The organism is Corynebacterium sp. SCR221107 (assembly GCF_027886475.1).
In the GTDB taxonomy this organism is placed as follows: Bacteria; Actinomycetota; Actinomycetes; order Mycobacteriales; family Mycobacteriaceae; genus Corynebacterium.
Window position 1 is genome coordinate 780469 of sequence record NZ_CP115670.1, and the last position, 14822, is coordinate 795290.

The following is a 14822-nucleotide window of genomic DNA, read 5'->3' on the forward strand; positions in this document are numbered from 1 at the left end:
CGGATCTCTTATATGACATGCTTAATCGCCCCATGAAGCAAGCCAGGAAGTGGGCGCGGAAAGAGTCTCGACGGCGGAGCCGAGGGCACGCCCGCAGGAACGCTCCACCAAATCACAATGACGTTGTAGCTCAGCTCACTCTAGGTAACTGGTCCAATCTTTTGGGAGAGGCATTACCGGACCACCGTCCAAATGCACGAATACTGTGGAGGGAGTGCCTACACAGAGCATTCCCCAACGTCGACTCTGGGGACCAATCGCGAGAAGACATCGGGAAGAAGTTCGCGCGATTGACCCATCTGCGCAATCGAGTATCACACCAAGAAAACCTCTTGGAGGCCAACGTGCGCAGTCGGCTTAACGACATGCTTACCGTGCTCAGAGCCATTGACGATAGTTATCCTGGCTGGGCTATGGTCGGCAGCCAGGTACGACAGATGGCCCGGGAAGATCCTCGCAAAAGCTGGGTCTAGGAGACTCTGGTTGCGTAGGGTCAACTTCAATCCACCCATTTAGTCAGACGGAGCAACACCGGGGGCAATTCACTACTAGAGGACAAGGGAGTGAGGTACGAACTCCCGCGTCAGCCCAACGAGCGAAGCGAGGCGGAAGAATTGCACCATGGTTCAGTTCCTTTCGCGCTATTATGCTTTCTTTCCTGCGTCTACGCGTCCAGGATAATTAATGCCGTCTTGGTGCCTTGCCGTCATGACGGCAAGGCGGCTTTGCGGTTGGACCGTTTAGAGTTCAGGGGGTTCGTAGCTGTGTTGTGGGGTGGTTTGCTGGGCTGGCGCGGTGGGTGATGTGACGTTCCGTGACAGTTGTTGGTGGATTCGTTGTTCGACGGTCTGGTCCTCGACAGAGCCCGGCGTGCTCTCGTTTGTAGCGGCGTCGCGGTTGATTTCGGCGATTATGGCGGCGTGTTGGTTGGTGTATGTGCGGATGGTGTCACTGATGAGGGTAGAAGGGCGAATGTGTGCGACAGGCTGTTCAGGGGGCAGGGTGGCGTCGAGTTGGGCAGTGAAGCGGGCGTTGTAGAATGCGGCACCGGTTGATAGCGGGATGCCCCATTCATCAGTGTTGATCGGCGGGTGCTGGGGGTGCGTGTTGGCAGTGTGTAGTGGAAGGAGTCGTCATAGACCCGGCGGAGAGCGCAGTAGGCAAGTCCTGCAGTGACGAGTGGTGGCGGTGAGTCGTCGGCCGGGTGTTCGAGGCTGTCTGAGAACGCCGACCCGCAGCGAGCATCAGAGGATGAAGACTGGGTCGTCACGGCTCTCCGCCTGGAGTTTGCAACAGCACCGTAAGACCTCTGAACTAGGTTGTCGAGAAAATGATGACACCTAGCATTTCAGGAAAAAGTAACCTCCCGCCCCTCACAATGTCTTACATTCGACGATAGCTATCCCCCTCCACCATCTTTCCGTAGAAGAAATGATCGATTTCGACACTAGAACCTGGTCCTAAAGTCGTGGGCGGTCAAGGTGTCTACCCCTGAAAGGGTGGGTTTACTAAATATCCATCGAGACGAGGAGAAAAAAGATGCGGCTTCAAATACCTTTAAACCATGGCCTCATTACTAGTTCACCTTTTCACTGATCGGGATGCTGCCGAGCGCCTCGGTAATGAAATCGCAGTGGTGATAGGTCATGACCTGGGTTTCGCCATCGGCACTTCTGAAGATTACGAGGTGGAGGCCCTTGAAATTCAGTGGCGTATCGAACGGCCTGGAATGACGCCTCATGGCTTAGCAGGACACCAGCTGACTTACGTGTTCAAATCGCTACCTGAGGCACGAGAGGCTCAGCTTCAGGTTCAAGCGTTCCTCACCAACTTAGGAACTGAACCACATATCCCGGAAATCCCCTGGGCAACCTCTATGGTTCCCGACGAAGAAGGAGACAATGATGAATAATCGTCGAGTTAAACGATTCGTGACTGTGGCTGGCGCCGCAATCATCGGGCTTGCTAGCACTTTATCTGCCCCCATTGTGGCGACAGCAGCGCCGTCGGCACCTGCTATCTCTGCACCGGATGCAACTGCGGCCGCACGTGGGCAATTCACCACCAAATGTCAGCTCGTCCGCTACGAGGGCGGAACCACCGTTGTTGGGTACATATATGGCTATGGCAAGACGCGTCTAGAGTCTGTGAGGGACGCTAACCGTCAGGTACCCGCTGGGCACTACAAGCGTCACTGCAATACAACCTACTTTGTCGGTGGCAGCTTTAGCATCGAAGATGATCGATAAAAAATGTAGTATTTTCCCTAAGCCACAATCCGTCGAGAAATCTCAGGTATTGAACCTTTCCTCGGTGGAACAAGCAAAGAGGTGCTCCGCGGATAGCGGGGGGTGCTGTTCCCGATCGTTTTAATCGGCCTGGGTATCTTCATCCTCGTCAGCGGCGGCGCCTTCGGCCTTTAATAAACTCATCCCCGTGCTCCTAGGGCCTCTCTAGGTTTCCTCACCGGCATCAACTGACCGCCCATGAAGTTGTGAAAAGCCGCTGCCGCAGGGACTCGACCACGCTAGCGCGACAGAAATTCTAAAACTGCCCTATTGGGGTGTACCTCAAATCGACAGGTAGGGGTGGCAGGTCCTGCTGGCGAAATTCGTTGCCACCCGTCCGCCCATCGCCGAGGTCCTCGAACGCTGGGAACATGTATTGTTCCCCATCGTTCTGATCGGCCTGGGCATTTTCATCCTCGTCGGCGGCGGTGCTTTCGGTCTCTAGGGGATCGATCATGAATTTACGCAGCATGGTCAATTCTTGGTATCGAAGGCCGCGAATCGCCACGCCACCCCTCCCATTGCAGATGGTCATTGCCGGGGGCAAGCGCGCGGTGTGATGATGGAATCGAAGGGCAGACGGGATTGTCGGCCCCTCGGAAGTAGGCGACGATGATCGACCGTGTTGAGATAACAGAGGGATACTGGCGAGCCTGTGTCGAACTGGAGGACGTCCTCGCGCGGGCTGGGGATGCCGAGCTGCGCAGCCGTAGCGTGGGGACCCGGTGGACGAATGAGGAACTGCTGTTTCACATGGTCTTCGGCTATATGGTGGTCCGTCGACTGCTACCTCTGGTCAAGTTCTTCGGCCATCTGCCGCCCTCGCTGAGCGAGGTGTTCGCGCGTCTGCTCAATGCCAGCACCCGCCCCTTCGGCTGGGTCAACTACTGGGGATCTCGGGCTGCGGCCCGGGTCTACCACCGTCACCGCATGGCCCGGAAACTCCGGTGGCTCACCGCCGCCCTGGCCACTAGTCTGGAGAAGGAATCCGAGCACTCCCTGGCACGTGAGATGGCGTTTCCGACCCGGTGGGATCCGTTCTTTGCCCCGGCGATGACGGTGGCGGACGTCTACGCCTATCCGACTTGGCACTTTGATTTCCACGCCCGGCAACTGAGTCTGCCCTTCGAGCGGGGAAACGCGGAGAAATAGGAAATCCTCACTCCAAGGACCCTCGCCGCCAGTGGCCGGCCGGGGACTGTGAACAGCCCAGAAATATAGTGATAAGCAGGTCAAAAAGGGCGGACAAGCCGTCGCCGTGGGGTCCCACTCTGGCAGTGAGTGATCAACAGACCTCTTCGTGATGGACGTGGCCGTCCTGCTCGATCTGGATAGTCGAGTGCTCAATGCCGAAGTCTTGCAACCGAGTTTGAGCGGCGGCCAGAATCCCTCCGTCGGAGACGTTCATATCGTCGACGACCAGGTGGCAGGTGGCAAGCGGTTTCGTGCCGTCGGTGCTCCAGATGTGCAGGTCGTGCACGGCCGTGACCCCGGGCAGGCCGACCAGGGCGGCTTCCACCTCGCGGGTATCGACACCCCGGGGGGTGTGGTTCATCAGGACCGAGAGGGACTCGGCCAGCAGGCGCAGTGCTCGCGGCAGCACCAGGGCGGCAATGAACAGGGAGGCGATGGTGTCGGCAGCTAACCAACCGGTGAAGTGGATGATCAGGCCGGCGATGATCACGGCAACCGAACCGACCAGGTCGGAGAGCACATGCAGGTACGCCCCGCGCATATTGAGGCTCTCATGCTGACGGCGCATGAGAATCAGGGCGGAGATCAAGTTAGCCAGCAAACCGACCACCGCCACGACGAGCATCATGCCCGTGTCGATCGATTCGTGGCCGCCGATCCGGCCAACCGCGCGGATGACGATCCAGACCGAGACCGCGGAGACCACCGCGGCATTGACCAGTGCGGCGAGCACCTCGACGCGGCGGTAACCGTAGGTGGCCCGGGGGGTGGCCGCACGACGGCCGATGAGGAGGGCCACCAGGGCAATGAGCAGCCCCGTGGAATCCGAGAGCATATGCATCGCATCGGACAGCAAAGCCAACGAACCGGAAACGAGGCCGCCGATCACCTGGGCCAGGAAGATGGTGGCGGTCAGGGCGAAGGTGACCGCCAGGGCGGTGAGGGATCCGCTCGGGGCAGTACGGTGGCCGGGGTCATGGTCGTGTTGGTGCGCGCTCATGCCTGCAGCCTAGCAGGGAAAAACTCTTATTGAAAGCTTATTGAAAATGCTTGATGGATTTGGCCCCGTGCCGTCGTGAAAGGGTGCCAGTGGGCCGAAAGGCGCTGGGCAGAAGGCTGCGGTTAGAACCGCTCGCGCTGGGGATCGGTGAATTTCCGGGAGTGGTTCGGCTGGCTGTCGCCGTAACGGTCGTGCAACAGGCGCGCACGGGCACCCGAGAATGCGGAAAGAGTGGCTTGGGCATGGGCGAGACCCTGGGTGTCATTTTCCGGGTGAGTGGTGCGGAGGGCGCCCACCGTGTCGGAATCTGTCTCTTCGTCCTGAGAGTCCCCGGTCTGCTGCGAGGATGTCGATCCGTCGGCCAGCTCGGCCTCCTCGCGGCGCACACGGCGACGTTCCTTCATCTCCGCCCAAATAAAGTACCCCAGGCCGAGCGGGGCCATGATGCCGAAGGCAATCCACTGGAAGGCGTAGGACAAGTGCGAACCGCGGTCGAGCATGGGCACCGGGATAGCGGTGATCTCCCCGGCCTGCCCCTCGGCCAGCTGCACATAGTCCTCCGCCAGATCCCTGCCGGTCACCTCGGAAATCTGCGCGGTGTTAATGCCGTAGACCTGGCGGTAGCCCTGGTCCTCGATCGGGGGGGGACATCGGTGTCTGCTCGGTGAATCGGGCGTGGCCGACGATGGACTGCTCACCGGCTGGCGCAGTATCCATCGGTGGGACACCGCCCTCAAGCGGCGGGTTGAAACCCCGGTTGACCAAGATGACCTCACCGGAGTTCAGGATGTAGCGGGAGTCTTCTGCTCCCTAACGCCTGTCACGGCTCCGGACAACCAGCACGATGGCCCCGGCGATGACGCCGAAGAGGGCCAACCCCGCGAGGGTCAGGACTATCGGATTACTGACTACGGAGGTGGCCCCCTCGGCGGTGTTCTCGGCGGCTGTGGTCTCCTCCACAGGCTTGGCGTCGGTGCCCGTGGTGGTGGCGGTCGTTTGGGCGTCACCGACGACGGTGAAGGTGGTCGCGCTGCGGGTGGCGTGGCCGTCGGAGGAGAGGATCTGGAAGCCGATGGTGTAGTCACCTGGCCCGCCGCTGACATCCGCAGGTAGATCAAGGGTCACCAGTCGGCCGTCGATGGTCGGCTCACCACTGAACAGGAGATCACCGGAGTTCTGGTCGGTGATGGCTACGGTGCTGAAACCTTCCTGGGGAAGCCCGGAGAACTCCAGCTCGATGCTGCGCGGAAATTCTTCGACCACGTCACCGTCCGCGGGATTGCCGCCGATCACGGAGTCATGCGCGAGGGCAACCGGGGTGGCTACGACGGTCAGGGCCCCGACCGCCACAACAGTAGCCAGCACACGACGAGGGAGCGTGGGGGAGATGATCACGAAAGTCCTCCTGGGTTGGGCCGGTTCTTCAACCGGATGTGAGCGACTAAGACACCTGCCTGCGGGAGGTACCAAGACACTAGTCGGAACAGGCGGGAGGAAAGTTCCCGGCCACGGCGCCTTCACCGGGTGTTGTTCTTCCCAGGTCGGTGCCCCCTGCAGGGGGCGAACCGGGGGAAGATACCGGTCCCTGGGCAATTTACAAGAACACCCGCAGGCCCTATTAGGGTGAACCTCACGCCCGCTTCCGAGCACACCATGAGAGTGGAGGCGGCATGGACGGCGAAATGGACACAGATGACCCACCCGGTAAATAACACCCCCACTGCCACGGATACGACCGCAGGGACGACCCCCGCCATCGGGCGCCGGCCTCAGGAGCGGGTACGCCCCACGTGGCCGTTGTACCTGCTCTTTTTCGCCGTCGCAGGTGCCGTCGGCGGGACGGTTGCCTACAGCTTCCTCGGCGAATCCCTCGCGGCCCTGGGGATCCCCAACCCGGGCATCGCGACCACCTTCGGGTTGCCGTTTTTCCGTGCGGTCGGTTGGATGCTCGCTGCCCTGTCGGCCGGTTCTTTCTTGTTCGCTGCTTTCCTCATCTCCCCACGGTTGCCCGGCGGTGATCACGACCGCCTGCACCAGGCCTCGTTGAGTGTGGACGGGCACCTGGCCTCGCGTACCGGTGCGGTCGCGGCCATCTGCTTCGGACTGATCGCGTTGTTGATGATCCCGCTGGTGCTCTCAGATGTCTCCGGCACCCCCCTGGCCCAGACACTCGGCCTGGAGACCCTGACGGTGGCCGTCGAGCAGGTGGCCATGGCCCGGGTGTGGCTGATCGTCGCGCTTATTGCCCTGGTCACCGGTGGTACGGGCCTGATGAGCCGGGCGTGGATCACCCAACCACTGTTGCTCCTCGGGTCAATCCTCATGATCATCCCCCTGGGCCTGACAGGGCACTCCTCCTCGGGCGGCAACCACGACCACGGCACCAACTCCTACCTGTGGCACCTGGTCTTCTTAGTCCTGTGGGTCGGCGGACTCATGGCCCTGCTCGCCCACGGGCGTCGCCTGGGACCTGACCTGGATATTGCGCTGCGCCGCTACTCGACAATCGCCCTGGTCTCCATCATCGTCATGGCCGTGTCCGGGTTAGTCAACGCCGCCATCCGCATCGAGCTGACGGATCTGTTGACCACCCGGTACGGGTTAATCATCGTGGCCAAGACCATCGGCGTGATCATCCTCGGTGTCTTCGGGTGGATCCACCGGGCGTGGGTCATTCCGCAGGTGCAGGCCAACCCCGCTGATCGCCGCCTGTTCCGCCAGGTCGCCATCGTCGAGGTGCTTGTCATGGCGGCGGTCACCGGTATCGCCATCACCATGGGGCGCACCCCGCCGCCCTCACCGCGCATCCCGAACCTCTCGCAGATGGCCACCAAGCTCGGCTACGAGCTGTCCGAGAAGCCCACCATCCTCAACGTGTGGGGCATGTGGCGCTTTGACCTGCTGTTTGGTGCCCTCGCCCTGCTTCTGGCCGTCGGCTATCTCTCCGCTGTGTGGCGCACCCGCCAGACAGGTCACACCTGGTCAAGCACCCCCACCGCCTGGTGGTTGGCCGGATGTGTGACCCTGCTGGTGACGATGAGTTCCGGGATCGGGCTGAATATGCCCGCGGTCTTCTCGGTGCACATGGTCGGTCACATCATCTTGTCGCTGGTCATCCCCATCTTCCTGGTGATGGGTGCCCCGCTGACCCTGCTGATGACCGCCTTCGCCCCGGGGGCCCCGGGTAGGCCGAATATCCACGACTGGGTGCGCGCCTTCACCCGCAGCCGGTTGGTGGGGGTGATCACCCATCCGGTGGTCAACACCCTGCAGTTCCTGGTGTTCTTCTACGTCATGTACCTGTTCATCCCGCTCTATGAGCTGCTGATCTCCAAGTACGCGGGGCAGCTGATCATGAACACCGTGCTCCTGGTCTCCGGGTGCTTCTACGTCTGGGGGATGCTCGGCCCCGACCTGATCCCGCGCCGTCGCCCGGCCGCCGTCCGCCTGGGGTGGCTGGTCGCCTCCCTGCCCGTCCACCTGCTTGTCGGGGTCTATCTCCTGCGCCTGGACACGATCCTGGGCGAGGAGTTCTACCGCTCCCTGCTTTTGCCCTGGGAGCTCGATCTGCTCGCTGACCAACGCGCCGCCGTCCTGGCCTGGGCCACAGGTGTGGTTCCGCTGGCCTTTGTCACCTTTGCGCTCCTCCGGCAGGTGCGGGGGAGCGGCGAAAACGCCCGGGTTTCCGGGGAGTAGGCCACCACCGACCCCGGCGAGGGATCGCTGGCCTGCCAGCGATACCCGGGGCACTGGTACACCCTCACCGTCCCCGCCGACCCGGTACTTCTGGTGGGAGGTCGCCGGGAGTGGCCAGGAAGTCGGCGATAGCCGGAGTTCTGACAGGGCCACCCCGGTCGTGCCCGATTTCTCTTGAGGTCACCTACTGGCAGGGAACAGCCCTCCGGCACGTTAGGGCCACCTCCCCCGCCCCCTGACAACCCTGGGTGAGTCGCCTGTGAGAAGGGTGGAAGAGTCGCCGACCCCGCCTGGCGGCTGGACCTTTGGGGGAAGGGGAGGTTAGTGTTACGTCCGTAAATAACGAAACGGTCACAATCTAGTCTCCACCGTGCATAGCGGTGGGCTTGAGTGGGGCGGACCAACGGACAACGACGGAAGAAGATTCATGCGACTGAAGGCTCAGCGACCAGCCGGAGGAAAACACCGCAAGATCCCCACCCCGCAAACCAAGAGCCGCGTAGCCCTGGTGGCCGTGGCCACGGGCGTGGTCTCGTCTGCGGGTCTCAGTGGTGCCGCCGCCGCCACGCTGCAGACCCAGGCTGAGGCCCCGATCTCCCCGCAGGACATTGTCGGTGGCGTGCAGTTGGCCACCAATGACACCGCGCTGCCCCCGGACACGACGGAGACGGCCCCGCAGATCCTGACGATCTCGGAGTATACCTCAAAAGAACAGTTTTTGAATTGCAGGAATGCTCGCAAACATCATGTTCACTAGGGTTGTGTTATGGATTGTGGAACAGAACCGTCACTACCTCTAGATATTCCTGAACATCCTGAGGTTATTTCCGGGCAAAAAGTCGGTTACGCGCGGGTTAGCTCTAAAGACCAGAATCTGGAGCGGCAAACCGCAGCGTTGAAGAAAGAGAAGTGCTTTCGCATCTTCGACGATACCGTTAGCGGTTCGTCCACCGACCGTCCTGGGTTGGATGGTGCGTTGAACTATGTGCGTCCTGGTGACCAGCTTGTGGTTATGAGTATGGATCGGTTGGCACGGTCGCTTATTGATTTACACCGCCTGGTCGATGACCTCACTGCCCGCGATGTTTCGGTGAAGTTTTTGAAAGAGGGGCAAACGTATTCTTTGAACTCGACACCTATTGCCAAGCTCATGCTCGGGCTGCTCGGTTCGGTTGCGGAGTTTGAGCGCTCGATTATTCGTGAGCGTCAGGCGGAGGGGATTGCGCGGGCGAAAGCCCGCGGGGTGTATAAAGGTCGCGCGAAAGCGCTGACTGATGAGCAGCTTGCCCAGGCACAAGAGTGGGTGGGCGCTGGTATTCCGAAGACAGAAGTTGCCCGCAGGCTCGGCATTGGTAGGACAACGCTGTATAGCTACTTAAACAGCCAATAAATTGGAACTAGTCCACGCTGCTCAAGCCCTGCCTGAGGGGCTAGAGGCAGGCTTGAGCTATACATAGTGGCCGTTCGGGGGGTGTCCCTATGTTTTTGTCAAGGGTCAGTACGCTGCGCAGCCGGTTGATAGTGCGGGTGGCGTCCCTGGCGATGTCGTCATCCAACCCGGACAACATCTTCAGGGCTGAGAGGACCTCGTTGTCCCGGTCCACGGTGGAGGGTGTCGCGTTCGAACTAGTCGTCGACGGTCGCGTCGGCGCGGGTGATGATCGTGTCGTTGAAGCTCATGTCTGTGGTCCTTCTGTGGTCGGGTCGGTGGTGCCTGGGGTGCTCGGTCAGTCCTCCAGATCCTCGGCGAGCCTCTCCTCGTCGGCGGCCCGCACCTTCGGGGTCCGAGCGAGGAAGAATGCCACGAGAAGCAGACCCACCACGGAACCGACCGCGGCCCCCAGGATGAATGACAGTGAACCGCCGTATCCACGGAAGGCGACGCCCGTGATCCAGACCACGATGAACACTCCGATGACAACCCAGTCGACGCTGGTGGTCGCGGCCTGGCGGGGATGGGGGATCCGCTGACGAAGCCACCGGTTGCTGATGATGTGCCCGATAAGCGGGGGTAGAAGAACGATGAGGCTGGCGATGCTCGCGATGCCGTCGGCGATCCACGCCATGGCCGCACCGGCGGTGAAGATGAGGTAGGCGGTCCAGTTCCAGGCCACCGTGGAGGAGCGGTGGAGCATGTCGCGCTCGAACTCGTCGTCCACCGTGGCGTCCGCATTGGCGATGATGGTGTCGTTGTAGCTCATGTCAGGTTCCTTACTGTCGCGTTCCGGATGCTGCGTGTTCGTTCTGGTCGGCCTGTTCGTCGCCGAAGATCTCCTCGACGGTGTGCCCCAGCGCCCGGCAGATGGCCAGTGCCAGGTGGACGGAGGGGGAGTAGTTGCCGCGTTCAATGTTCGCGATGGTCTGGCGGGAGACTCCGACCTTCTCCGCGAGCTCTCCCTGGCTCAGTTCATGCCACCGGCGGAACTTGCGGACCATGTTGCTCAGGTCCTGGTCCCTCATGGCCACTCCTGAGTGGCCTTTTCCTGGGTGGCCTTCTCCTGGGCGAGCGTGTAGCCGAGTGTGACGCAGACGGCCAGTGCCGCCACGGTGGCCAGGATTCCCACGACCGTGGGGCCGAGGGGGTATGCCGTGGCCAGGAGTGTGAGGATGGCGGCGAGGAAAGCGGCTGCTCTTGTTCTGGCCATATTCGTCCTTCTCATCATGTCGTATGTTCTTCACCGAGTGTACAGAATATTTGTCATTGTGTCTACCGGAATATCAAAACCTGATCAACGTTGGTGCTGTTGCAAAGTTGGGGCAGTAGAAAGACCGGCGTGAAATAATCAGAGCCATGGGCATCTTCTCCGGTCGTCATTTCCCCCCGTGACATCATCCTGTGGGCGGTGCGGTGGTACTGCCGCTACGGGGTGAGCTACCGCGATCTCGAAGAAATGATGACCGAGCGGGGTGTGCCAGTCGATCGCACCACGATCTACCGCTGGGTCCAGAAATACGCCCCTGAGCTGGACAAGCAAACACGGTGGTACCGGCAGGTACCCGACTGGCAGGCCCGGTCCTGGCGGGTGGATGAGACCTATATCCGGGTCGGCGGCACGTGGTGCTATCTCTACCGGGCTATTACCGCCGGTGGCCAGACCCTAGACTTTTACCTCTCTCCGAAGCGGAACGTGGCCGCAGCGAAGCGTTTCCTGGCCAAGGCCCTCAGATCCAATGCGTCAGCCGGATATTCGAGACAGCTTAAGCACCCCGGAGCAAGGACAACTAATGTCTTGAGGTTGGGCTTTTCGACCCTGGCCCAACTTTGCAACAGCACCCTTATCGCTGTGGTTATTCAATTCACTTTGTGCCAGTTTGATGGGTATGGCAGGGAAATGAGGCATGTTCAAATTCGCATCGAGTAAGAAACTTTAGATGCTTTGGAAGGAATTAAAGTTTTGTGGATGTCAGGAGAACTGTTTATTCGGTATTAACGAGATAAGCGTAATAAGCGGGTGGCAAGAGCTTTAGAGCATGATACTTAATGCTGTAGATCTAGAGGTGAAAAGAAAATCGTTAATCTGAAGTGTCCCAGGTTTTGTTCCGCTTGAGTAGATGGGAAAATCTGGAACATGCCGAGAAAATTTGACCAGGATGCAAAGGACCGTGTGGTCCGTCTCGTGGAAGACCGCATCTTGGCGGAAAATATGTCGATGCAGGCCGCGTGCCAGGCAGTAGCTCCAAAGCTGGGGGTTTCATGGCACACGGCTCGTCAATGGACCCAGCAGGCCCGCCGTGCAGGAAACACCCCAGAACCTGTACCTGAAGATTTGGCCGCCGAAAACGCGAGGCTACGCCGTGAAAATCACCAGCTCCGCGACACTAATGAGCTACTGAAAGCCGCGTCAGCTTTTTTCGCGTCGGAACTCGACCCCAAACGTTAAGAAATGATCCGGTTCATCGATGAAAACCGGAATCGTTTCTCTGTCGAGTTCATCTGTAAGACGTTGAAAAATAACCGGGCTGGCCGGTTTATCACCTCGCGTGGTTATCGCCAGTCCAAGGCTCGCGGGTTAAGTGCTCGTCGACTTCGTGACGGCGTGCTGGTTGAACGCATTAGTGCCGTTCATAGAAATAATTATGGTGTCTACGGTGTGCGGAAAATGTGGCATGCTCTTCGCCGTGAAGGAATCGATATCGAGCGTGAACAAACCGCCCGACTGATGCGCCTGGCTGGCGTTTCTGGCAAAGGCAAAGGCGGATCACCAATCACAACCCGAAAAGCTAACGTGCCTGATTTGCGCCCGGACTTGGTCGAGCGTGAATTTAAAGCTCAAGGACCGAATAAGCTGTGGGTGGCTGACATTACCTATGTACGAACACGAAAAGGATTCGTCTACACCGCGATTGTCACCGACGTCTACTCCCGGAGGATCGTCGGGTGGGCGCTGTCAGATTCGATGCGGACCGAAGCTTTGCCGCTGCAAGCTCTCAACCAGGCGATCGTGTGTGCTGAGGAAACAACAGGTCTCATTCATCATTCGGATCACGGGTCGCAGTATGTCAGCGTTGTCTACAACGAGCGACTTACCCAGCACGGCATTACAGCTTCCACCGGAAGTGTTGGTGACTCCTATGATAATGCTCTGGCTGAAAACGTTAACGGCTCCTACAAGAACGAGCTAATCCATACCCGCAGGTGGAATGACGTTGTAGAGGTAGAAATCGCGACGTTCGAGTGGGTGTCATGGTGGAACGAGGTAAGGCTCCACCAAAGCCTGGGATACCGAACCCCAGCCGAGGTGGAAACCGAATTTTGGAAGCAGAACTTGCCACAGGCAATAATGGAAATCAAAGCAAATGCCTAGGAACAAAACCCGGGGCACTTCAGATACGTATCGAGGGGTTAGTTAGTTCCATGTCTAGAAATTGGGTTATACCGCCGCATGTTGTCTATCTAGTGGCATCCGAGGTTGGAGTCCGCAGTAGCCGTCATATACGAGAACAAGTATGGAAACAGCTTCCCTTTAGAGAAACCTTGGCACGCTTCGCTCTGATGCTCGCCGACGTGAGCTCTGAACTGGATACTGCTTCAACTGTGGACCAACGGTGGGCTGCAGGTATAGAAGATACACGGCTCGGGCTCTCGGTGAAGCTCGCACTTTCGCAGGGTTATCGACTCATCGCTCCGCAGGTAGTTTTGGCATCGATGCGCGAGTTCCTTCTAGTCAGAGACGAAAACGACGGACTTGATACTGGAGAGGATGATCTGGATCTTCTGATCTGTGCGCTACTCGGAGTAGCCGAGGACCTAGGTGATTCTGGTGATCTACCTCAGGATTGGCCCGACAATCCGGATGTCACCCGATGGGGCGAACTCGCAGAACCCCTAGCGGCGGGTTTAATTGCCAATACCCACTTCAACCAGCAGCTTCCGTTGCAATACCTTCTTGCTCGCGCCTCTGAACGTTGGGGTGACACCTGGAACGACAATATTGATGCCGCGACTCAACAGAAGATAGGGGCAAGCCCGCGGGAGTTGTTTCGCGAAGCTACGGGCTCTGATACCGAGGCTTTCATTGACATTGCCCTGTCATTCGTTGCGCAGCACCTCAAAGGTCGACACGTGGTTTTGCCGACTCACTTCATACCATGGGCGCACTTGACTGATCCGTCGCACGAAGAAGCATTACAGGCATTAAGCTCTGATGTGCCCACGCTTAAACAAAACCTACGTGAAACGTCAGGAGAGTACTGGAACTTCGACGTCATCAAGCAGAAACCACTTCTCCGCTTAAAAGACGGCTCCTATCTCGTCATCCATCTGGGATGGCTGGTCGAACAATCTATGAGCGAGCACTTCTACCACGAAGTGCGTCAGTATTTAGATATTTTTGACCAGCAGCATGGCACTGAACGTAAAGATGCATTTCACCGTGCCATTGGAGCCCAGTTCGAAGCCGACGTATCCGAAATACTAGAACGCACCTTCAGTGGAAGAAAGAGCAAAGCTGATCGACTGACCAGCCGAGTCTGGGACGAAAAACAACTGCAGTCTGCATTTTCCAAATCAGTCAGTAAAGGACAGCAGCCCAAGATCCCCGACTTTGTCGTGCAATTCGGGAACATCTGGCTCATTATTGATGCCACATTTAGGGAACCGATTAGGTCGGTAACACACGGGAAATCCGGCGTGGACAGACTTGGTAAGGAAGTCGCCATGTTGATGACGGACAGAAAAGCCGAACAACTCAACTCAATGGTTGAGCTGCTTACCAAAGATGCATCACCGTTGATTGGAACCCCGCTGCCTGATGATCCTACGTTCGTTCCTTTGATCATTTCCGGGGATTACTCGCTGCCCTGGATACTTCCGGTGGCGGCCACGACCCAGGAAGTCCTGAAAAGCAAGAACCTACTTCAACAGCACAATGTCTTGCCCCTGGCCCTGATGACATATAAAGATCTTCTCCTTATGGAACACATTGGCGAATCGCAGGGTCCGCGTGTTATCGAAACTATTAAGCGGTGGAGAACTCACGAGCTGGATAGCTGGGCATTCCACCAGTTCGCCCACCACGAGGGAACGGCTTTACGGTTACCACGCGCCGTAAAGAAGCGGCACAATCAAGCATTTAAGGACTTGCTGCGCAGACTCAAAAACCGGATGAAAGAGACTGAAAAAAGCAACTAAATTAGGTGCTGTT

At 58.8% G+C, this 14822-nt stretch carries 13 protein-coding genes and 5 pseudogenes; 11 read left to right on the forward strand and 7 right to left on the reverse strand.

What is annotated here, in order from left to right:
• The first annotated feature begins 1564 nt into the window (after positions 1-1564).
• The 3 genes and pseudogenes from PAB09_RS03580 to PAB09_RS03590 all read left to right on the forward strand — a co-directional run bounded on the left by PAB09_RS03580 (position 1565) and on the right by PAB09_RS03590 (position 3440).
• A complete protein-coding gene (locus PAB09_RS03580; RefSeq protein WP_271034699.1) occupies positions 1565-1912 on the forward strand; it encodes a hypothetical protein in 348 nt (115 codons plus the stop codon).
• A gap of 683 nt (positions 1913-2595) precedes the next feature.
• Positions 2596-2733: pseudogene (locus PAB09_RS03585) on the forward strand (cadmium resistance transporter); the annotation flags it as partial.
• Positions 2734-2900: 167 nt separating this feature from the next.
• The gene (locus tag PAB09_RS03590) at positions 2901-3440 is read left to right on the forward strand and encodes a DinB family protein (RefSeq protein ID WP_049168305.1); all 540 of its coding nucleotides are present in this window, start codon (positions 2901-2903) and stop codon (positions 3438-3440) included.
• 133 nt (positions 3441-3573) lie between these two features.
• Here the strand turns inward: PAB09_RS03590 and PAB09_RS03595 are convergent, their stop codons facing one another.
• The 3 genes from PAB09_RS03595 to PAB09_RS03605 all read right to left on the reverse strand — a co-directional run bounded on the left by PAB09_RS03595 (position 3574) and on the right by PAB09_RS03605 (position 5877).
• Complete coding sequence (locus tag PAB09_RS03595; protein WP_271034700.1) at positions 3574-4482, reverse strand: cation diffusion facilitator family transporter; 909 nt, start codon at positions 4480-4482, stop codon at positions 3574-3576.
• Positions 4483-4604: 122 nt separating this feature from the next.
• Positions 4605-5180 carry an SURF1 family cytochrome oxidase biogenesis protein gene (locus PAB09_RS03600; RefSeq protein ID WP_442873702.1) on the reverse strand — a complete coding sequence of 192 codons (576 nt, stop codon included), beginning with the start codon at positions 5178-5180 and terminating at the stop codon, positions 4605-4607.
• A gap of 112 nt (positions 5181-5292) precedes the next feature.
• Positions 5293-5877 carry a copper resistance CopC family protein gene (locus PAB09_RS03605; protein WP_021352508.1) on the reverse strand — a complete coding sequence of 195 codons (585 nt, stop codon included), beginning with the start codon at positions 5875-5877 and terminating at the stop codon, positions 5293-5295.
• Between the two features lie 258 nt (positions 5878-6135).
• Between PAB09_RS03605 and PAB09_RS03610 the strand changes: the two genes are divergently transcribed.
• From PAB09_RS03610 to PAB09_RS03620, 3 genes are all read left to right on the forward strand, one after another.
• On the forward strand, positions 6136-8178 hold the full coding sequence (locus PAB09_RS03610) for a bifunctional copper resistance protein CopD/cytochrome c oxidase assembly protein (protein WP_003847987.1): 2043 nt from the start codon (positions 6136-6138) through the stop codon (positions 8176-8178).
• A gap of 427 nt (positions 8179-8605) precedes the next feature.
• A complete protein-coding gene (locus tag PAB09_RS03615) occupies positions 8606-8935 on the forward strand; it encodes a hypothetical protein (protein WP_271034701.1) in 330 nt (109 codons plus the stop codon).
• A 9-nt stretch (positions 8936-8944) separates the two neighbouring features.
• Positions 8945-9568 (forward strand): recombinase family protein, encoded by a 624-nt coding sequence (locus tag PAB09_RS03620; RefSeq protein WP_271034702.1) that lies wholly within the window; start codon positions 8945-8947, stop codon positions 9566-9568.
• A 103-nt stretch (positions 9569-9671) separates the two neighbouring features.
• Here PAB09_RS03620 and PAB09_RS13320 read toward each other — a convergent pair.
• The 4 genes and pseudogenes from PAB09_RS13320 to PAB09_RS03635 form a co-directional block, all read right to left on the reverse strand.
• Positions 9672-9794 (reverse strand): annotated as a pseudogene (locus tag PAB09_RS13320) (IS110 family transposase); the annotation flags it as partial.
• Between the two features lie 111 nt (positions 9795-9905).
• Positions 9906-10379, reverse strand: a complete 474-nt coding sequence (locus tag PAB09_RS03625; protein WP_271034703.1) for a hypothetical protein — start codon at positions 10377-10379, stop codon at positions 9906-9908.
• Positions 10380-10389: 10 nt separating this feature from the next.
• Positions 10390-10638 carry a helix-turn-helix transcriptional regulator gene (locus PAB09_RS03630; RefSeq protein WP_271034704.1) on the reverse strand — a complete coding sequence of 83 codons (249 nt, stop codon included), beginning with the start codon at positions 10636-10638 and terminating at the stop codon, positions 10390-10392.
• Complete coding sequence (locus tag PAB09_RS03635) at positions 10635-10823, reverse strand: hypothetical protein (protein WP_271034705.1); 189 nt, start codon at positions 10821-10823, stop codon at positions 10635-10637. The genes PAB09_RS03630 and PAB09_RS03635 overlap by 4 nt, the downstream gene beginning before the upstream one ends.
• Positions 10824-10969: 146 nt before the next feature.
• Here PAB09_RS03635 and PAB09_RS03640 point away from each other — a divergent pair.
• The 5 genes and pseudogenes from PAB09_RS03640 to PAB09_RS03650 form a co-directional block, all read left to right on the forward strand.
• Positions 10970-11372, forward strand: a pseudogene (locus PAB09_RS03640) (IS6 family transposase); the annotation flags it as partial.
• A 350-nt stretch (positions 11373-11722) separates the two neighbouring features.
• Positions 11723-11921, forward strand: a pseudogene (locus PAB09_RS13325) (hypothetical protein); the annotation flags it as partial.
• Positions 11825-12047: pseudogene (locus tag PAB09_RS13330) on the forward strand (hypothetical protein); the annotation flags it as partial. The pseudogenes PAB09_RS13325 and PAB09_RS13330, both read left to right, overlap by 97 nt.
• 15 nt (positions 12048-12062) lie before the next feature.
• Positions 12063-12983, forward strand: a complete 921-nt coding sequence (locus tag PAB09_RS03645; RefSeq protein WP_333780180.1) for an IS3 family transposase — start codon at positions 12063-12065, stop codon at positions 12981-12983.
• 200 nt (positions 12984-13183) lie between these two features.
• On the forward strand, positions 13184-14809 hold the full coding sequence (locus tag PAB09_RS03650) for a hypothetical protein (RefSeq protein ID WP_271034706.1): 1626 nt from the start codon (positions 13184-13186) through the stop codon (positions 14807-14809).
• Positions 14810-14822: the final 13 nt, after the last annotated feature.